This window comes from Paenarthrobacter sp. AR 02, assembly GCF_021538675.1.
GTDB lineage: Bacteria > Actinomycetota > Actinomycetes > Actinomycetales > Micrococcaceae > Arthrobacter.
On the sequence record NZ_JAJUKH010000003.1, the window covers coordinates 184,538 to 203,968 of the forward strand.

A 19,431-nucleotide genomic window follows, 5' to 3' on the forward strand; every position below is an offset into this window, starting at 1 on the left:
GTTCGAATTTGATCTGGGTTGGTTCTCGCGCGTCGTGATGAAGGATCTGGGGAGCGGGATCCCGTCAGCGCGAGGCTACCGCTTGGCGGGATAACTTCGTGTTCACTGGTGCGGCACAGAACAGGAAAAGAAGCGATGGTGAGGGGCAGCGGTCGGAATCATCCCTCCGGCCGACCAAAATTGAAGTGGTTTTGGAAGTGGCCCGGTATCGCACTTCTGGCAATTACCGCACTTTACTTGATGATGCCGGCACTTGATTCCATTGCTGTGGAGAGTCTGCGATGCAAGATAGTCTCCGCAGACGCTAAATCCAGTTCAGGAGGGACCCGAGGATCGGCCTCCGCAGCGGGCGTTCTCATCGAGACATCAAACTGCGGAAAGATTTATATATCCCGTGGCGTGACTTTCGATTCACAGGACGCGGTCGCGTCATCGTTCAGCGTGGGTAGTGAATACGACTTCGATCTCGGCTGGTTTTCGCGGGTTGTGACCAAAGACCTCAGAAAGGGTATCCCTACTGCACGGGAGTACAGATTAGTACGGTAATGCCTGCCCGACTTGTCCGGAGGTGATCACACCTGGCGATGGCAAGCGCAAACCGCGTGCGGCAGCCAACAGAAGGACCCCGTGGCCATGAGTCGCGGGGTCCTTCTGGGTCCTTGACTGGTGATCAGGCGAGCGGGGGTCTCTCGCGGGAGGTACTTGTCCGGGACGTGGTCCGTCTGGATTCGCCCCTGGCGGCCTTGCCGTCCGGTGTCCCGCTCCAGCACCGGTCCTCTCGTTTGCTCAAGTCGCACGCATGAGCGCCTTCGGATGGTCGAAGCCCTGTTCTCTGCGATAGAGCAAAAGGCCCCGCCTCCCTTGTAATCAAAGGGAAGCAGGGCCTTTCTCATTGGCGGTGACGGTGGGATTTGAACCCACGTTGGCTTTTACACCAAACAACATTTCGAGTGTTGCACCTTCGGCCGCTCGGACACGTCACCAACTGAAATAGGGTACCGGAGTTGGGCCCGGTTCCCCAAAACGGCCTGGATGCGGGCCCGGGAACACGCGCCAACTTCCGTCCGCAGCCCCACACCGATAGATTCGTAAGCATCATGACTATCTCGCGTGAACAGGAACACGAACCAGGACTCCAAGCCCACGCCTATTGGGTCACCAAGACAGGCGACGGCGAAATGCGCACCGAAACGATCGCGGCGCCGAAAGAAGGCGAAGCCCTGGTCAGGACCCTCTACACAGGCGTAAGCCGGGGCACCGAGCGTGTGGTCCACGAAGGCCGCGTCCCGGAACGGGTGGCTGACCTGATGCAGGCACCGCACCAGGAAGGCGACTTCCCTGGCCCCGTGAAGTACGGCTACCTGAGCGTCGGCACAGTAGAGCAAGGCCCGGAGGAATGGATCGGCAAAACAGTCTTCAGCCTCCACCCACACCAAGACCTCTACGTTGTTCCCACCAGCAACCTCACCGTCATTCCTGAGGATGTCCCGGCCAAGCGCGCCGTTCTCACAGGCATCGTCGAAGTCGCCATTAACGCCCTCTGGGAAGCGGGGCCGCGCCTGGGTGACCGGGTCGCCGTCGTCGGTGGTGGTTTGGTGGGCGGCGTCCTGGCGACACTCCTGCGGAAGTACCCGCTCGGTCGCCTGCAAATGGTTGACGCGGACCCGGAGAAGCAAAAACTCGCGCAAACACTCGGCATCGATTTTGCCCTCCCCGCCAACGCGAAAGACGACAACGACATCGTCTTCCACTGCTCCGCGTCCAACGAAGGCCTCAAACTGAGCCTCCAACTGGCCGGCGACGACTCGGACGTCATCGAACTCTCCTGGTTCGCGGACAAGGAAGTCACCCTCCCGCTCGGTGAGGACTTCCACGCCCGCAGGCTCAACATCCGCTCCAGCCAGGTCGGCGCCGTCGCCCTCCCAAGAAGACACCGGCGAACCAACGCACAGCGCCTGCAGGAAGCGGCGAACCAGTTGAAAGATCCGCTGTTCGACACGTTCCTGACCAGCGAATGCCAGTTCCGGAACCTGCCCGCCACTCTCGCTAAATTATTCGAACAGCCCGGCGGCTTCTGCCATGTGGTCGCATACCCAAACCCGGAGGATTAATACATGTTCAGCCTGACCGTCCGACGCCACTTCATGGTCGCCCACAGCCTTCCCCGCGAAGCCTTCGGCCCGGCGCAAGGTCTTCACGGAGCCACGTTCGTTGCCGAAGTCAGCTTCCGCCGCCCGGACCTCAACGACGACGCGATCGTTCTGGACATCGGTGCGGCCGGCGGCATCCTGGAAGAAATCCTGGCGGACCTGAACTACAAGAACCTCGACGAACACCCGGCTTTCAAGGGCAAGCTCTCCACCACCGAGGCACTCGCGAAGCACATCGCCGACGCCATGGCCGCCCGGATCCAGAACACTGAAGACGGCCCCGCGCTCAGCGGTATCGACGTCGTCCTCCGCGAAAACCCGGACGCTTGGGCCGGCTATTCGCTGGAGCTCCCGGCCAAGTAGATGCACGTCCGCTTCCTGGTCCCGGGGAACGTCCGCCACGGCTCCGGTGGCAACAATTACAACGCCAAACTGGCGGAGCACCTGACCGCCTTGGGCGCGGACGTTGAGACTGTAACGGTCGACGGCGATTGGCCGGTTGGCAGCCCAGCGGACAGGCAGCGGTTCGCGGAAGCGCTCGACGGCGGTACAACAGTGATTGCCGACGGCCTGCTGGCGAGTGGGGCCCCGGATGAGGTTGCACGCGCAGTGGGTGATGGAACCAGGGTCTGGATCCTGTCCCACATGGCGTTGGCGGACCACGATTACCTTGAGGCCAAGGCGCTGGCTGCCGCCACGGGGATCATCTGCCCGAGCGCCCATTCAGTCGCGGAATTGGTGGCCAAGCACGGGGCACTGGATGCGGTGGTGGCGACGCCGGGAGCAGCATCGGCCGGTGCCAGTGCTGGATCCGTACCGAAGCACATCGTCTCGGTGGCCGCATTGCTTCCCAACAAGAGCCAAACGCTCTTGGTCGAGGCCCTCAGCCAGTTACAAGACCTGGAATGGACCGCGTCCCTGATCGGCTCCCACGACGCCGACCCGGCGTACGCGGCAAAGGTGAGGGACGCCGTCGAACATCACGGGCTGCAGCACCGCGTTACCTTGACCGGCGAGCTGACGGGACAGGAACTCGAGGACCAGTGGCACACAGCCGACCTCAGCGTCCTCCTGTCGCAGTCCGAGTCGTTCGGCATGGTGGTGACAGAATCGATGGCCCATGGCGTCCCGGTGATTGTCCGGCGGGGGACCGGGGCAGTTGAAGCGCTCGGTGACACAGGAGCGGGCGCGGCGCTGGACCTCAGCGACCCCAACAACCTGACAATGACTCTCCGGAACTGGCTGACCGACCCCGCCCTTCAGCAGCGCTGGCGCGGAGCAGCCATCTCAGCCCGTGACAGCCTGCAGAGCTGGGACGCCACTGCCGCGACGGTCCTAAAAGCCATCACGTAGCAGCGGCTTAGGGGCAGAATGGGGCCATGACCGCCACCGCTCCCGCCGCAGCCACCCTCACTCCCGAGCGCCTTCGGGCGTGGGCCTGGCACAAACAAGGCCTCGACGGCTCACTGATCGGCAGGACTTCCGAGGAAGTTCTTGACCACGCCGGATGGGCGCGTTCGGTGGGTGGCGCCAACCCGTACCTCACGCTCTTCGCGCGGGCGGGGATCAGCCGCGATCAGGCAGACCAGGACGTCAAAGCCCTGAAAATCCATGAACTCCCTACAGCCCGCGGATGCACCTACGTCCTGGGGCAGGCCGACTACGCGTGGGCCCTCCAGATCGGCCGCGACGCCGCGATTGCCCCGTTCAAAGTGTTGGCGAGGCTGGGCGTAGAGCGCGGCGAAATCACCCTCCTTGAGGACGAAGTGGAGCATGCCCTCAAGGAATCCAGCAGCCCCATGGACCCCAAACAGCTCAGGGACGTACTGGGCGATTCGGTCCGCAGCCTGGGAGAGGAAGGCAAGAAGAAGGGTGCCTCCACCACACTGCCAACTGCTCTCGGGCTGCTGCAGGCGGACGGCCGTATCCGCCGCGTCCCCGTCAACGGCCGCCTCGATCAGCAGCGCTACGCCTACACCGGTTGGGGCCTGCAGCCCAGCGGGATGGACGACGACGGCGCCCGCCGCCTCCTGCTCGAACGGTACTTGCGCTGGACTGGCGGAGCGACCTTCAAGCAGACCCAGTGGTTCACCGCGTTTACCGTGGCGCAGAGCAAAGCGGCGCTCGCTGGCATGGGGGCTGTGGAGGTGCCAACAGCGAACGGGGACGTACTGTGGATGCTGCCCGCCGACGTCGATCGTTTGGCGGACTTCGAAGTGCCGGGCGACGAACAAATCCAGCTGCTGGCAGGCACAGACTCACTGGTCCTCCACAGAAGGAACTCCGTGGACATGTTCGCCGACGAGGACAAGGGCAAGAAAGTCCTGGACACCACGCTTGCGCTTCAGGCCGACCTCCCGGATCACCCCATCCTGGACCGGGGGAGGATCATGGGGCTGTGGCAGTACGATCCCGGCAAGGAACGGATCGCCGCCTGGACCTTCGATCAGCCGACGGAGGCGGTCCGCGGGAGGATCACGCAGGTGGAAACGTGGATCCGGGAAGAACTCGGCGATTTCCGCTCGTTCAGCCTTGACTCGCCGGCATCACGGCAAGTGCGGATCGACGCCCTGGATGAGGCCGCCGGACGCTGACGCCTTCAAGGAACCAGCTCAGCCCGAACCGTACGGGCGGGTGATCGCCTCGAGGAAATGGCCGTCCGGATCGGAAAAGTAGATTCCGCGGCCGCCGTCGTTGTGGTTGATCTGGTTCGCACGGGATCGGGCGGGGTCGGCCCAATAGGGGATGTGCTCCGCCGTGATTCGCAGGAAGATCTGGTCGAACTCCTCTTCGCTGACCAGGAAGGCGTAGTGCTGGGGCGCTATCTCCCCGGAGGCCTCCAGGAAGTCCAACGTGACACCGTTGTCCAACAACACCGTGACGAAGGACCACATGGGTTGCGGCTTCGGAAGGCCGAAGATGCGCGCCAGAAATTCGGCTGAGGCGTGCTTGTCCGTTGCGTAGACGATGGTGTGGTTGAAAGAGACTGGCATTGCTACTCCCGCAAAGAAGAGGATCAGGCCGGGTAGTTATTCCCGCCGGGCACGCGATGAGAGGCGAAGAACTCCTTCAGCAGGGCCGCGCATTCTTCCTCCCGCACACCGGCGTAGACCTCCACCCAATGATTGAGACGACGCTCGCGGAGAATATCGAACACGGATCCCACCGCTCCCGCCTTCTCGTCCCACGCGCCAAAAACCACGCGCGGAATCCGTGCCAAGACGATAGCCCCGGCACACATTGCACACGGTTCAAGGGTGACTACCAAGGTGCAGTCCTCAAGTCGCCAACCATCACCTGAGGCACCGGTCTCGGCTGCCCGGCGACGCAAAGAAGCAGCCGCCTCGCGGATGGCGACCACCTCCGCGTGCGCGGTCGGGTCCCCATGCGCCTCCCGTTCGTTGCGTCCGGAACCGAGCACGCCGCCGTCGGGCCCCAAGACGACGGCGCCGATCGGTACATCATCTGTTGTCAGCGCCAGCCGGGCTTCGTCCAGGGCAAGGCCCATCCAGGCCATGTGGTCTGCGTGATATGGCTCGGTGGCGCTCATGTCTCAATGATAGTTTTGGGGGATGCGCACATTCGTCGTGGACCACCCGCTGGTCGCTCACAAGCTCACCGTACTGCGGGATAAGAACACCCCTTCACCGGTCTTCCGGCAACTCACTGAAGAACTCGTCACCCTCCTGGCCTATGAAGCCACCCGCGAGGTCAAGACGCAGCCGGTCGAGATCGAGACCCCCGTCACCAAGACCATCGGTACCGCTTTCACCAAGCCGACGCCGCTGGTGGTCCCCATCCTGCGCGCAGGCCTCGGCATGCTGGAGGGTATGACCAAGCTGGTCCCCACCGCCGAGGTTGGCTTCCTGGGCATGGCCCGTGACGAAGAAACCCTGGACATCATCACCTACGCCGAGCGCCTTCCCGAGGACCTCACCGGCCGCCAGATCTTCGTCCTGGACCCCATGCTTGCTACCGGCGGCACCCTGCGCGAGGCCATCAAGTTCCTCTTCAAGCGTGGAGCGTCGGACGTCACCTGCATCTGCCTGCTTGCTGCTCCTGAGGGACTGGCGAAGCTGGAAGAAGAGCTTTCCGACGCCAACGTCAACATTGTCCTGGCGTCCATCGACGAGAAGCTCAATGAGAAGTCGTACATCGTGCCAGGCCTGGGCGACGCCGGCGACCGCCTCTACGGCGTGGCCGGCTGATCTCCACAGGGAACGATTGACCCCTACCGGTTTCCCGTCCACGCCGCTAGCCTGTGGCGCATGGACTGGAAACTCGAACTGGTATTTGTCCCTGTCTCCGACGTCGATCGCGCGAAGGATTTCTACGTCAACAAGGTTGGTTTCAACGCCGACTACGACGAGCGTCCCTCGGAGGACATCCGTTTCGTGCAACTGACGCCGCCGGGCTCGGCATGCTCCATCTGCATTGGAGAGGGCCTGAACGATGCCCCTCCAGGAACAGCTCCAAGCCTGCAGATCGTGGTCAGCGACATCAACAAGGCCCACCAGCAGCTCAGGGACAACGGAGTGGACGTCAGCGACATCGACATCCAGGCCTGGGGCCACTTCGTGTACTTCGCGGATCCGGACGGCAATAAGTGGGCACTTCAGTACCTCCCGCAGCGGCCCAACGGCTGACATCCGCTCAGCGTGCGGCAGGATGGAACCATGAGCCATCCTGCCGAAGCCGCCCAGCCACCCGTCCTGACTGTCCGCGCCGTCCTCTTCGACATGGACGGGACGTTGGTTGACTCGACAGCGATCGTCGAACAGGTGTGGCTGGAGTTCGCCGAGCGCTACGGCCTGGACTTTGACGAGATCCTGCGCACCTCGCACGGCGTCCAGGCCGGCGACACGGTGCGGCGGTACGCACCGGCCGGGTCCGATTTCGCAGCGTTGACGGCAGAACTAGGCGAGATGGAACGGTCCCGGACAGATGGCGTGATTGCCCTTCCCGGTGCTGAAGCCCTTCTGAAATCACTACCGGACGACGCAATCGCGTTGGTTACCTCAGCTGACAGCATCCTGGCCGAAATCCGTATGCGGGCAGCCGGCCTGACCATGCCTTCCACCGCCGTGACTGCCGAGTCTGTCACCCGCGGCAAGCCCCATCCGGAGGGTTACCTCAAAGCCGCCGCGCTGCTGGGAGCCGACCCGGCCGACGTCGTGGTCTTCGAAGACGCACCTGCCGGGATCGCAGCTGCGCGTGCCGCAGGGATGCGCACTGTGGTGGTGGGCAAGGCCGCTGCCAGGCACAATGCGGAATTGGAACCAGGCATGTGGCGGATCCCGGACTACTCCGCGGTGACGGTCACCGCTGTAAAGGACGACGACGGCGGTCACCTCCTGACGCTCACTCTCTAGCCCTGTTCGGCCCGGCTTGCCGGGAGTAGGCTGTGCCCATGTCTGCGATGCCGGAGGCGTACGGTGCTGCATTGGGGCGGGCCATGGTCCACGCCGGTGATTGGCTCGCGTCGGTGCCTACCCGTCCCGTCCGCCCTTCATCCGACGCCGATCAGGTTGCCGGAAGCATCTTGCCGCGACTCCCGGATGGGCCCACTGATGCAGCGGAAGTGGTGGATGAGCTCGCCGCGCTGGCTGAGCCGGGCCTCATGGCAATCCAGTCAGGCCGCTTTTTTGGATGGGTCATGGGCGGAACCCTGCCGGCTGCGATGGCCGCTGATTGGCTTGTCTCGGCCTGGGATCAAAACACAGGTCTCCGTTTCGCCACCCCCGCTGCCGCGGCAATAGAGGAATCGGCTGCGGCTTGGCTTTTGGACCTTTTGCACCTTCCCGCAACCGCCGACGTCGGATTCACCACGGGTGCCACCACCGCGAACTTTGTTGGGCTGGCGGCTGGTCGTCAGTATCTGATGGACGAGGCCGGCTGGGACCTCGAGTCGCTGGGACTCAACGGCGGCCCCCGGATCACCACGTTCGCGGGACGGGAACACCACGCCGCTGTGGATCTTGCATTGCGGTACCTGGGATTGGGAGCCTGTGTCCCGGTGGACGCTGACCGGGAAGGGCGGATTATCCCGGACGCATTGGCCGAAGCCATGGATGAGCAACCGGGGCCAACACTGGTGTGCCTGCAAGCGGGCAATCTGCATTCCGGCGCCTTTGACCCCATGACGGAAGCCATCGCCGTGGCACACGACCGTGGAGCGTGGGTCCATGTGGACGGCGCGTTCGGCTTATGGGCGGCCATCAGCCCGACCTTGCGGGAACGGCTTGCCGGTGTGGAGGAGGCCGACTCCTGGGCCACGGACGCCCACAAGACGTTGAACGTCCCGTACGACTGCGGGCTTGCCATAGTTTCCCGGCCCGAGTCCTTGAGGAGGGCTTTCAGCGTCCACACCAGTTACCTGATCGCCACCGAAGCGGGGCTCGGGGACCCTCTGGAGAAGGTACCAGAGATGTCCCGACGCGCCCGTGGCATCCCGGTGTGGGCGGCGCTCAGGCAGTTGGGCAGGGATGGCGTGATCTCCATGGTGGAGCGCTTGGCGGCAAATGCCCGGGCGCTGGCAGAGGGACTCGCGGCCATTCCTGGCGTGGAGGTGCTCAACGATGTTGTCTTCACGCAGGTCTCCGTGAGCTTCGGCAGCGATGACCGCACCCACCGTGTTACGCAACGGCTCATGGCCGAGGGCGCAGTGTGGATGTCCGGATCGTCGTGGCGGGGCCGGGAAATCCTCAGGATCTCGGTGAGCAACTGGACCACGGATGCCGGGGACGTCGCAGCCTCGATCGCCGCAGTCCGCGGGGCACTGGAGGCAGAACCGGAAGCATAGCCCTACTCCAGGTGTTGTCCGGCGGGATTTTCGCACCTTTTGCCGCGCGGCGGACGAGGAGCGCTCAGCCGCCCAGGTCGTACACGGTGGTTCCGCCGATGGTGGTGGCTTGGTAGTTCGCGGCCACCCAGGCAGCGATCTCGCTGGAAGCGTCCGAACCGCCGTTGCCCTGCATGAGGCGGCCTCCGATGAAGTAGTGGATCTTCCCGTCGGCCACGAGCTGCTGGAACTGCGCCAACGTCGGCGAAGGGTCCGTTCCGTTGAACCCGCCAACCGCCATGACCGGCAGTCCGGCAGCCAGTTGGTAGCCGGCTGCGTTGTTGGAACCCACGACGGCGGCCGCCCAGGTGTAGTTGTCGGCGTCGGCCTTGAGCGCGCTCACCAATTCGGAGGACGGCGTGCTGGCCCCGAGCAGCCCACCCATGGCGCCGCCTTGCCCGCCACCGGCAAAACCGCCACCAAAGCCCTGCCCGCCGAGCGTCTGGCCCGTGCCCTGCTGCGTGCCGGGCCTCCTGATCCCTTGCGCTGATGCGTTGCGGCCGAAACCGGGTCCGAATACAGCCGTGGCCGGCCCTGCGCTCACGATCGCACCCGTGTGGGGCGTGGCGGCGGTTGCCACTGAGTAGGCCAGCGGCGCGGCGAGTGCAACAGCGACGGCGAGGCCCGCCGTCGTACGCGTCACCCAAACCTGGCGCCAGCGGCCGGTCACGACGACGGCGGCGGCCAGGACCACGGCGCCAAGAACCACCACCCACCGCAGCCACGGAAGGAACGCCGGAGCCTGGCCCAGGAGGGCGAAGGCCGTGAACCCCGCGGCCACCAGTGACGCCCCAAGCAGCAGGGCGACAGGGAGCCGCGAGCGCCGCTGCCACAACAGCACGCCGCCCAGGCCCACCAGCCCGGCAATTCCCGGAGCCAGCGCCACGGAGTAGTAGGGGTGGATGATGCCCTGCATGTAGCTGAACACCAGGCCGGTCACCAGCAGCCATGAACCCCACACAATGACCGACGCACGGACCACATCTGTTCGCGGCGCTCGGCGGCCCAGCCACAGGAGTGCGCCGCCAAGAATGAGCGCGCTCGGAATGAGCCACGCGATCTGGCCGCCGAACTCCGTGCCGAACATGCGCAGCAAGCCCGGAGTGCCCCACCCGTTGCCGCCACCGCCCACACTGCCGGTCTCGTCGCCGTTGAGGCGGCCCAAGCCGTTATAGCCAAACGTCAATTCCAGGATCGAGTTGTTCTGCGAGCCGCCGATGTAGGGGCGCAGGTTCGCGGGGACAAGCTCGACGGCGGCAATCCACCAACCAGCCGACGCCACCATCGCGCCCACTGCGGCCAGGAGATGGAGCACCCGCCGGCCCGGCTTGGGGTAGGCGCAGACAAGGTAGGCGAGCCCGAAGCCCGGAACCACCAGAAGGACCTGAAGCTGCTTGGCCAGGAATCCAAAGCCCAGGAATACCCCGGCAAGGATGAGCCACCGCAGTTTCCGGTCCTGGATGGAGCGGAGCACGGCATAGCCGGCGGCTGTCATGAGCAGGACCAACAACGCATCCGGGTTGTTGAAGCGGAACATGAGCGTGGCTACCGGCGTCAGGGCCAGGACCGCGGCGGCCAGGAGGCCAGCGCGGTGCGCCAAGCGGAGGTTGTCCGTGGCAGGGAACGCTGCCCGGCGGACGGCCAGGTACATGATCCACGCGGTCGCCACCCCCATCAACGCCTGCGGAACCAGGATGCTCCAGGAGCTCAGGCCGAACATCCGGACGGACAGCCCAGTGATCCAGAGTGCCGCCGGAGGCTTGTCCACGGTGATGGAGTTGGCGGCGTCGGAGGAGCCGAAGAACCACGCTGTCCAGTCCTGCGAGCCTGCCTGGGCTGCAGCGGAGTAGAACGCGTTGGCCCAGCCCGAGGCTCCAAGGCCCCAGATGTAAAGGACTGCGGTTCCCAGAAGGACTGCCGTGAGTTCGAGGCGCTGCCGGACGGGGCCCCGGTTGCTGCGTTGTCCGGCCCGGCTTCCTGGCGCCAGGCGGCTGCTTTGTGCCGTGCTCGCCTGGCCTGCGGTTTCAGTCAGCGGTTTGAAGTACGTGGTCATGGTCAGCCCACCAGCTTGTAGACGGTAGTGCTGCCAACGGTTTGGGCCTGGTAGTTTGCAGCTACCCAGGCCGCGACCTCGGAGTTCCCACCGCGGCCGCCGCCACCCATGCCGCCGCCGGAGATGAAGTAGCTGATCTGGCCTTTGTCCACCATGTCCTGGAACTGGGCCAGTGTGGGGTAGGGGTCGCCGCCGTTCCAGCCACCAAGGGCGATGACGCTGGTGTTTGTGGCGAGTTCCAGGTCGGCGGCCTGGGTGGCTCCGGAGACAATGGCAGACCACTTGGTGGTGGTGGATTTCAGCAGTGCCGTCAGTTCGGCGTTCGCGGTGCTCCCGCCCGGACCGCCTCCTGCACCACCAAAGTCGCGGCTTCCAGTGTCCAGTCCTGCCCGGATGTCCAGTCCTGCCCGGGCGCCAAAGCCGCCGCTGGCCGCACCGGCGGGTCCCGACGTCGGAATGGAGCCCGAGTGCGGAGTCGCCGCAGTAGCCACTGTCCAAGCCCCGGTTCCGAGACCGCCGGCGAGCAACGACATCACGACGACGGCGGCAGCAGGCAGCCGCCGGAGGCCACCCTTGAGCCTGGCGGCACCCAGTTGATCCACACGAAGCAGGAGTGCGGCTGCAGCAAGGACACCAAGAACCACCACCACGATACGCAGCCACGGCAGCCACGAGGCATCCCGGCCGAGGAGTACCGCGGACCACAGCGCACTGCCCAGCACCACCACTGCCAGCACGATCCTTGGCGTCCACGACGCTCGGCCACGCCAGAGTTCGACGCATCCGATGCCGATGATGGCGGCAATAGCCGGAGCCAGGGCAACGGCATAGTACGGGTGGACGATGCCGCTCATGAAGCTGAAGATGCCGGCCGTGACTACCAGCCAGCCGCCCCACATGAGCAGGGCAGCGCGGCTTCGCGACGTGCGGGCTTCGCGGCGGGTAAACCACAGCCCGGCCACCAGCAGGATCAACGCCGCGGGCAGAAGCCATGAGACTTCACCGCCAAAGCTGGTCCCGAACATACGTCCCAGTCCCGCAGCGCCACCAAAGCCACCGCCACCGGCGCCACCGAAGCCGCCGCCACCGAAGCCCCCGCCGCCCGGCAGACCGCCGTCCGCACCGGAACCCCCGGGCATGCCGCCGCCGGCGCCGCCCTCACCCGAACCGGTGATGCGCCCCAGCCCGTTGTAGCCGAAGGTGAGTTCCAGGAAGCTGTTCCCCGCCGAGCCGGCCATATAGGGCCTGGCCGACGCCGGAGTCAGCTGGAAGATCGCAATGTAGGTACCCGCCACGGCGACGATGCCCGCGCCCGCAGCAAGGAGGTGCAGGATCCGCTTGCGCAGAGTTGTGGGAGCGGCCCACAGATAGGCCAGTGCCAAACCCGGCACGATCAGGAACCCTTGGAGCATCTTGCTCAGGAAAGCCAGCCCCACTACTGCGCCTGCCGCGGCCAGCCATTTCCAGCCGGCCTTCTCAATGGCGCGGGTTGTCAGGTATGCGGCCAACACCAGGCACAACGTCAGCATGGCGTCGGGGTTGTTGAAGCGGAACATCAGGGCAGCAACGGGGGTCAGCGCCAAAGCGCCACCGGCGAGGAGCCCTGCCGCGGGACCGGACACGCGCTTGACCGTCAGGTACAGAAGCCCGACGGCGGCGACCCCCATGAGAGCCTCCGGAACCAGCATGCTGGTAGGGGAGAACCCGAAGATCCTGCCAACCAAGGCCGGAATCCAGAGGGATGCCGGCGGCTTGTCCACCGTGATCGCGTTGCCGGAATCGAGGGAGCCGAAAAAGAGTGCCGTCCAGTCCTTGGTGCCTGCTTGGATAGCTGCGGCGTAGAAGGAGTTGGCGTATCCGGTGGCGGCAAGGTTCCAGAGATAGAGGAGCACGGTCCCCACCAGAAGCCCGGCGGCGGACGGACGTACCCAGCGTGGTTGCTGTCCGAAAACGAGGCGTTGCAGGCGGGTTGGTGTTTCCGGGGACTTCACAGGTTCGTCAACGGGATGGCTTGGCTGAAGGGCGGTGATCATTTCGCTGGCACCTCTGTGGTCTTGTCGGAACCCTCGGTTTGAGGGGCTGGTGTGGCGGGCCGGCGGAACACCCACAGGCGGAACAACAGGAAGCGGGCCACCGTCGCGGCGAGGTTCGCGCCAACGACCGTCACCACCTCAAGCCAGCGGTCCGGCGTCGTGGTTCCGTGCACCAGGGCCAGCGCGCCCGAGGTGAGTGCCAGGCCGATGCTGAAAACAATCAAGCCTTCAAAGTGGTGGCGGGCGTGTCTGCCGCCCTGGATGCCGAACGTGAAGCGCCGGTTGGCGGCGGTGTTGGCAACGGCCGTCACGATGAGGGCCAGGAAGTTGGCGAGCTGCGGGTCCATGAATCCCCGGCACAGCAGGAAGATCAGCAGGTAGGCCACTGTGGACGCCGCGCCGATCACCGCAAAGCGCACCAGTTGCCCGAACAGGCTGGCGCGTGGGGTCGATTCCGAAGTTCGCGACGACGCCGGCAATGGGCCGCGCGCCAAGGCCGCGCGCAGTTCGGGGACAGGGATGCGCCCGGTGACGAGGTCGCGCGTCAGTCGCGCCATTCCGCGGAGGTCGGCCAGGGCGGTTCGTACGACGTCGACACTTGAGTTGGGATCGTCCGTCCAGTCGACGGGGACTTCATGGACGCGGAGGCCGCAGCGCTCGGCCAGGACCAGGAGTTCGGTGTCGAAGAACCAGGCGTTGTCCAGGGTGTGGGGGAGGATCCTATGGGCGACGTCTGCCCGGATGGCCTTGAAACCGCATTGGGCATCAGAGAACCGGGCTCCCATGAGCGTATGCAGGAGGACGTTGTAGCTGCGGGAGACGAACTCGCGTTTGGGCCCGCGGACAACACGGGAGTTGCGGGAGAGCCGCGTCCCGATGGCAAGGTCCGAATGGCCGGAAATCAGGGGAGCCAGCAGGGGTGCCAGGGCGGCAAGATCAGTGGAGAGGTCCACGTCCATGTAGGCGAGCACCGGGGACGGGGAGGCGAGCCAGACCTGCCGGAGGGCGTTGCCCCGGCCCTTCTCCTCGAAGCGCATGACGCCGATTTCGGGGAGCTCGCGGGCCAGGCGCTCGGCGATCTTCAAGGTGTTGTCCGTGCTCGCATTGTCCGCGACCGTGATGCGGAACGTATGCGGGAACGTCTCCACCAAGTGCCCGTGCAAGCGGCGCAGGCATTCCTCGAGGTCGGTCTCTTCGTTGTGGACGGGAATGGTGACGTCCAGGACAGGGACCGTGGTCCGTGTGTCCACGGGAAAGCGCCGCGGCTGCCGGTGGGGCAAGGCAGGAGCGGCGAAGGTCCCCGCATGGGCGGGGTTCTGCAGCGCACTGGTGGCGGGATCTATGAGCGTCATGCATTCACAGTGGGGCCGCCGATTGTGAGTGCTTTAGGCGGAAGCTGTGACGCGACTGTGTAAGTCTCCCGTTCCGGGAACGCGAAAAGCCGCCCCCGGACCGGGAGCGGCTTTTCGTGAAAGCTCTTGGCTTAGTACCAGTTGTTGGCCAAGTGGAAGGCCAGGGCAGCCGACGGGGATCCGTAGCGTTCCTTGATGTAGTTCAGGCCCCACTTGATCTGGGTCTGGTAGTTGGTCTGCCAGTCTGCACCGGCAGAAGCCATCTTGCCGGCCGGAAGCGACTGGACAATACCGTACGCACCGCTGGAAGCGTTGGTGGCAGTGGTCCGCCATCCTGATTCCTTCTCCCACAGCGTGTTCAGGGCGGTCATTTCGCCCGCGCCCCAGCCGTAGCTGCCAAGGATGCTGGCGGCGTAGGCCTTCGCACCGGCGGGATCGTCCACTGCCTTCGGGGCGGCAGCAGCGGCTGCAGCCTGGGCAGCGGCGGCAGCAGCAGCGTCGGCGGCCTGCTTGGCGGCAGCGTCAGCAGCGGCCTTGTCGGCAGCAGCCTTCTCGGCAGCGGCTTGATCGGCAGCTGCCTTGTCGGCGGCAGCCTGCGCGGCAGCGGCCTGATCAGCGGCGAGCTTGTCGGCTGCGGCCTTGTCGGCGGCGGCCTTGTCTGCAGCAGCCCGGTCGGCTGCACCCTTGGCAGCTGCGGCGTCCATCGAAGCAGAAACTTCAGCGGACTTGTTGGTGCTGACCTGTGCAGCGGCCTGGGTGCCGGCTACACGGCTTGCCTCGGGGAGGTTCAAGGCTGCGTTGGCGGCGGTACCGAGCGATGCAACGCCCAGTGCAGCGGCGATGACGCCCGCTACAACAGGCATGCGCTTGCCGGACTTGCCCTCACGGGCGGCCTTTTTGAGGACGGTCTGCGACTTGGTCAACTGGGTGTCGTTCTGGTCGCGGTGACGCGCGGAAGGGCGCGTCTGATCGTTAAATTCAGACATTTGTGATTACCTCTCAGCGCCTGCGGAGTTAGCTGTCGGGTTCGGATGAGGTCATCCGGCCGCGCATCACGCTGCGGCTTCACCCCAAGGGCCGGCAAAATGCCTGGGCCCGGAGACTCTGGGTCCCCCGTCTCTGCCTCGGTGAAAGATCGGACTCCGGGAAGTGGCAGAGCTCGGCGCATCCCGGATGTGGGCCGGTTAGGGGCAACCCACCCTTTCGACGGTACAGGAGGTTTCCGCAGAAGTCACATTTAGGTAACAGAGATCACGAAGTCGGTGAGTCGTCTTGCCGGATTCTTTACAGGCGTTCGGTGGTGGCGGTAGGCAGCCGCAGGGCGAACTCGGTGCGCCCCGGCTTGGACGTCACTTCGACGCTTCCGCCGTGCGCTGCAACGATGGATTCCACTATCGACAAGCCCAACCCCGAGGTCCCTTCCGAGCCCGATCTCGCCGCGTCGGCACGGGCAAAGCGGGAGAAGATGCGGCTCTGGAATTCCTGCGGGATACCAGGACCGTTGTCTGTCACGGTCACCACTGCGCTGCCATCCGCGGAGAGCATGACTCCAGTGACCACGGTTGTTCCCGGGTCGGTGTGTTTGCGGGCATTCGAGAGAAGGTTCGCCAGCACTTGGTGCAATTGCGTGGCATCGCCGCGTACGGTGACGGGCTCCCCGGGGAGCTGCAGTTGCCAGATGTGGTCCGGCGCCATGACTTTTTCGTCACTCACGGTCTCGACCACCAACTGGGTCAGGTCCACGTCCGTGACCTTCACCGGCTGGCCCTCGTCCAACCTCGCCAGCAACAGCAGGTCCTCCACGAGCGTAGTCATGCGTTCGGACTGGCTTTGCACCCGTGCCAAGGACTTCCTGCCGTCGTCCGTAAAGGTCTCGGTCATCCGAAGCAGCTCGGTGTAGCCACGGATGGCGGTCAGCGGCGTCCGCAGTTCGTGCGAGGCATCGGCAACGAACTGCCTTACTTTGGTCTCGCTCTCCTGACGGGCCTCCAACGCGCTGGAGACGTTGTTCAGCATCTGGTTCAGGGCGTGGCCCACGCTCCCTACTTCGGTCCCGGGATGGGAGGCCGACGGCGGGACACGCACGGCAAGCGCCACTTCACCGGCGTCCAGAGGCAGCCGCGAAACCTTGGTGGCGACATCGGAAAGCTGCTCCAGGGGCCGCATGGTGCGACGGATGATCACGGTCCCCACAAGGCCGATCACCACCAGGCCGCCCAGTGACACCAGAACCATGGTCCAGACCAGCGAGGCCTCAGCGGTCTGCTTGTCCGCGAGCGGCAGGCCAGTGACGATCACGTCGCCGTAATTGGTCTTCACGGCCATGAGCCGGTAGTCGCCGTTGGACAGCGAACGGTCAACCGGGCCGTCACCTGTCGGCAGCGCGAGCAGGACCTGCTCATCGTCTGCGGACAAGGAGACGCGATTGCCCCGCGCGTCGATCAACCCGGAGCTGCGCACCGTTGAGCCGTCGATACGGGCGCTCAGCGTGCCGGCCGCCTGGCCGCGGGCCTCCAGCGGGTCCGGACGTCCTGTCGGGGAGTTTGGAAAGCTCGACGGCGGTCTGCCGAATACGTCTGCGCGGAGCGAGGCCTGCTCCAGCTGCCTGTCGAGCTGCTTGTTGAAGACCATATCCATCGAGGCGTAGCTGACCACCCCGACCGCGCCGCAAATGGCCACCAGCAAAGCCATCGCCACCAGGACCAGGCGGGTGCGCAAATGCCAGGTGGAGGGATTGAGCCAATTGCGCTGCTGGCTTCTGGCAACCCCGGAGAGTGCGCTCAAGGCTTAGTCCGCAGGTTTGATGACGTAGCCGGCTCCGCGAACGGTATGGATCATTGGCGGGTGTTTCGCCTCGATCTTCTTGCGGAGATAGGAAATGTACAGCTCCACGATGTTGGCTTGGCCGCCGAAGTCGTAGTCCCACACCCGGTCCAGGATTTGGGCCTTGCTGACCACCCGTTTCGGGTTCTCCATGAGATAGCGCAGGAGTTCGAACTGGGTTGCCGTCAGGGCAATGTCCTCCCCGGCACGGGTGACCTCCCGGGTGTCCACGTTCAGGATCAGATCACCCACAACGAGCTCAGCGGTGTCCATCGCAGCGACACCTGAGCGCTGGACCAGCCGGTGCAGGCGAAGCAGCACTTCTTCCATGCTGAAGGGTTTGGTGACGTAGTCGTCTCCTCCGGCCGCCAGGCCCACGATGCGATCCTGCACGGCATCCTTCGCTGTCAGGAACAGGGCAGGAACCTCCGGGGCGAAAGCCCGTATCCGGTTAAGGACTTCCACGCCGTCAAAACCGGGGAGCATCACGTCAAGCACCAGGACGTCGGGGCGGAATTCCTTGGCGAGCTTTACGGCTTGGGGTCCATCAGCGGCCACGCCCACCGACCAGCCGGCCATGCGAAGGCCCATGCTCATGAGCTCAGCAAGGCTTGGCTCGTCATCCACCACCAGGGCGCGGATGGGTGAGCCGTCGGGGTGGGTGAGCTGGGGGAGGTTGTTGGTCATGGAGTGCGGGGATGCCATGTGACAACTCTCCATTCTGCTGGTTTGCCCGGGCTGAGCCGCTCCTGTGAGGACCCTGTGAAGTCAACACTAGCGAGGTGGGAGCCCCGGAGCACGGGAATCCACAGGTCACAGGATCAACTACTCCTCAACACAGCTTCCGCACAGCCGGCGGACTGACGCTGGGGCGTAATCGGACAACAACAGACAAGAAAGAGCATCATGAGCGAGCAGAAATTCCCCGAGAACCAGCAATTCCCCCAAGACCCAGCGCCGCGGCTACCCCAGCAGTCGACCCCCGTAGGCCAGGAGCCTGAAGCCGTCCGGACGCCGCCTGCACAACCCATGGACCGCAATCCCGGGTCATCCTGGGCGTGGGGCGAGGCCCCGCCTGCTCAGCCCCCAAGCAGCCAACCCGGCAGCAACGGTTCCGGCTGGGGCTTGCCGCTCGTGGGCAACGACAATGCGAACGACGGGGCGAACGACAAGGCAGGAGTGCAGAACCGGTGGACCGTCAAGAAGACGCTGATAGTGGCTGGTGTTGCCGTGGCGGTAGCGGCAGGTACCGCCGTCGGCTTCTACTCCCTGGGCAATGCAGGCTCTGCGGATGCTGCCAACGTTTCCCCGGGCCAGGCCGGCGGCCTGGGCGGGCAACAGGGCCAGGCAGTACCGGGACAGGGGCTGGGTCCGGGCGGAACGGGGCAAAACGGAAGCGGTCAAAACGGAACCGGCCAGGGAATGCCAGGCCAGATGGGCGGGTTGGCACCCGATGGATTCGGAGGGGGCCTGAGTGCCGCCATCCATTCGGAGTACGTCATCCTCCGCGACAACGAGTACGTGTCCATGGCCGATCAGGTGGGAGTTGTCAGCGAGGTTTCTTCCAACTCGCTGACCGTCAAGAGCACTGACGGGTTTACGCGAACCTATGTCCTCGGCCCGGACACTGCCGTTGCCCAAGGAACCCGGCAGCGTGGCGGCACCTCCAGCAGCCTGACCATAGCTGACATCACGTCAGGTGCGACGGTCCGGGTCACGGCTACCAAGAGCGGGGATGCATACAACGCGTCGTCGGTAAGGCTGACCGCCGCGACGTCTTCCACGGGGCAGGGCTCCACGTCGGGTTCAGGGACGACCTCCTGAGAAAACGGGCGCTTGCCGCGCCCGTTTTCACCACTTCCAGCAGACTGAAGGCAAAAAAATTCGAGATCGGAAATGGCTCCGATTGGACAACAACTGTTTCAGATCGTGAGATTCCGCGTGGACGTGGTTGATGGGAAGCGGGGCCCACATTCTGCCGCATCCTCCGAAGATAATTCAGCAAATGGCCGCTACTTCCTGCCCTTACCGAATGAAATGCCGTTCATTTCCGGGCCATTGTGAATTGTGATTTGCGGCACAATAGACCCGGACGTCTCAAAATGTGGACGGTTCGGCGCTTTGTTACTTGCGTGTTGCCATTGTTACGTTGCACACTTCCAATGTGAACAAGAACTCA

General features: G+C 64.7%; 17 protein-coding genes, 1 tRNA gene and 1 riboswitch. Of the genes, 9 read left to right on the forward strand and 9 right to left on the reverse strand.

All coding sequences use genetic code 11. The annotated features are described in order from the left end of the window. Window positions 1–893: 893 nt before the first annotated feature. Window positions 894–983, reverse strand: a tRNA-Ser gene (locus tag LRQ04_RS10090). Between the two features lie 114 nt (window positions 984–1,097). On the opposite strand from LRQ04_RS10090, the gene LRQ04_RS10095 reads away from it, so the two are divergent. Genes LRQ04_RS10095 through LRQ04_RS10110 form a run of 4 tightly spaced genes read left to right on the forward strand, consistent with a single transcriptional unit; the run spans window position 1,098 to window position 4,744 of the window. Further along, window positions 1,098–2,111: a zinc-binding alcohol dehydrogenase gene (locus LRQ04_RS10095; RefSeq protein ID WP_235519962.1), complete on the forward strand. Its 1,014-nt coding sequence runs from the start codon at window positions 1,098–1,100 to the stop codon at window positions 2,109–2,111. A 3-nt stretch (window positions 2,112–2,114) separates the two neighbouring features. After that, window positions 2,115–2,513, forward strand: a complete 399-nt coding sequence (locus tag LRQ04_RS10100; protein WP_235519963.1) for a 6-carboxytetrahydropterin synthase — start codon at window positions 2,115–2,117, stop codon at window positions 2,511–2,513. Further along, the gene (locus tag LRQ04_RS10105; RefSeq protein WP_235519964.1) at window positions 2,514–3,503 is read left to right on the forward strand and encodes a glycosyltransferase family 4 protein; all 990 of its coding nucleotides are present in this window, start codon (window positions 2,514–2,516) and stop codon (window positions 3,501–3,503) included. A gap of 26 nt (window positions 3,504–3,529) precedes the next feature. Beyond that, window positions 3,530–4,744 carry a DNA glycosylase AlkZ-like family protein gene (locus LRQ04_RS10110; RefSeq protein WP_235519965.1) on the forward strand — a complete coding sequence of 405 codons (1,215 nt, stop codon included), beginning with the start codon at window positions 3,530–3,532 and terminating at the stop codon, window positions 4,742–4,744. A gap of 18 nt (window positions 4,745–4,762) precedes the next feature. On the opposite strand, the gene LRQ04_RS10115 is transcribed toward LRQ04_RS10110, so the two are convergent. After that, window positions 4,763–5,143, reverse strand: coding sequence for a VOC family protein (locus LRQ04_RS10115; RefSeq protein WP_235519966.1), 381 nt, complete (start codon window positions 5,141–5,143; stop codon window positions 4,763–4,765). Between the two features lie 23 nt (window positions 5,144–5,166). Then, entirely contained in the window at window positions 5,167–5,700 is a 534-nt protein-coding gene (locus LRQ04_RS10120; RefSeq protein WP_235519967.1) for a nucleoside deaminase, read from the reverse strand. Between the two features lie 22 nt (window positions 5,701–5,722). Here LRQ04_RS10120 and upp point away from each other — a divergent pair, with 22 nt between their 5' ends. The 4 genes from upp to LRQ04_RS10140 are packed head-to-tail and all read left to right on the forward strand — an operon-like array spanning window position 5,723 to window position 8,952. Continuing rightward, entirely contained in the window at window positions 5,723–6,358 is a 636-nt protein-coding gene (gene upp / locus LRQ04_RS10125; protein ID WP_144661546.1) for a uracil phosphoribosyltransferase, read from the forward strand. Between the two features lie 60 nt (window positions 6,359–6,418). Further along, entirely contained in the window at window positions 6,419–6,796 is a 378-nt protein-coding gene (locus LRQ04_RS10130) for a VOC family protein (protein WP_235519968.1), read from the forward strand. 30 nt (window positions 6,797–6,826) lie between these two features. Continuing rightward, entirely contained in the window at window positions 6,827–7,522 is a 696-nt protein-coding gene (locus tag LRQ04_RS10135) for an HAD-IA family hydrolase (protein WP_235519969.1), read from the forward strand. Window positions 7,523–7,560: 38 nt separating this feature from the next. Continuing rightward, window positions 7,561–8,952 (forward strand): aminotransferase class V-fold PLP-dependent enzyme, encoded by a 1,392-nt coding sequence (locus tag LRQ04_RS10140; RefSeq protein ID WP_235519971.1) that lies wholly within the window; start codon window positions 7,561–7,563, stop codon window positions 8,950–8,952. A 64-nt stretch (window positions 8,953–9,016) separates the two neighbouring features. Here the strand turns inward: LRQ04_RS10140 and LRQ04_RS10145 are convergent, their stop codons facing one another. The 6 genes from LRQ04_RS10145 to LRQ04_RS10170 all read right to left on the reverse strand — a co-directional run bounded on the left by LRQ04_RS10145 (window position 9,017) and on the right by LRQ04_RS10170 (window position 17,957). Beyond that, entirely contained in the window at window positions 9,017–11,044 is a 2,028-nt protein-coding gene (locus LRQ04_RS10145; RefSeq protein ID WP_235519977.1) for a glycosyltransferase family 39 protein, read from the reverse strand. A gap of 2 nt (window positions 11,045–11,046) precedes the next feature. Further along, complete coding sequence (locus LRQ04_RS10150; protein ID WP_235519978.1) at window positions 11,047–13,077, reverse strand: glycosyltransferase family 39 protein; 2,031 nt, start codon at window positions 13,075–13,077, stop codon at window positions 11,047–11,049. Then, window positions 13,074–14,429 (reverse strand): glycosyltransferase, encoded by a 1,356-nt coding sequence (locus LRQ04_RS10155; protein ID WP_235519983.1) that lies wholly within the window; start codon window positions 14,427–14,429, stop codon window positions 13,074–13,076. The genes LRQ04_RS10150 and LRQ04_RS10155 overlap by 4 nt, the downstream gene beginning before the upstream one ends. A gap of 131 nt (window positions 14,430–14,560) precedes the next feature. After that, window positions 14,561–15,415 carry a hypothetical protein gene (locus LRQ04_RS10160; protein WP_235519984.1) on the reverse strand — a complete coding sequence of 285 codons (855 nt, stop codon included), beginning with the start codon at window positions 15,413–15,415 and terminating at the stop codon, window positions 14,561–14,563. A 3-nt stretch (window positions 15,416–15,418) separates the two neighbouring features. Next, a riboswitch (cyclic di-AMP (ydaO/yuaA leader) is annotated at window positions 15,419–15,604 on the reverse strand. Window positions 15,605–15,713: 109 nt separating this feature from the next. Then, a complete protein-coding gene (locus LRQ04_RS10165; RefSeq protein WP_235519986.1) occupies window positions 15,714–17,213 on the reverse strand; it encodes a HAMP domain-containing sensor histidine kinase in 1,500 nt (499 codons plus the stop codon). A gap of 3 nt (window positions 17,214–17,216) precedes the next feature. Further along, window positions 17,217–17,957 carry a response regulator transcription factor gene (locus LRQ04_RS10170; protein WP_235519987.1) on the reverse strand — a complete coding sequence of 247 codons (741 nt, stop codon included), beginning with the start codon at window positions 17,955–17,957 and terminating at the stop codon, window positions 17,217–17,219. A gap of 201 nt (window positions 17,958–18,158) precedes the next feature. Here LRQ04_RS10170 and LRQ04_RS10175 point away from each other — a divergent pair, with 201 nt between their 5' ends. Continuing rightward, window positions 18,159–19,076 (forward strand): hypothetical protein, encoded by a 918-nt coding sequence (locus LRQ04_RS10175; RefSeq protein WP_235519988.1) that lies wholly within the window; start codon window positions 18,159–18,161, stop codon window positions 19,074–19,076. Window positions 19,077–19,431: the final 355 nt, after the last annotated feature.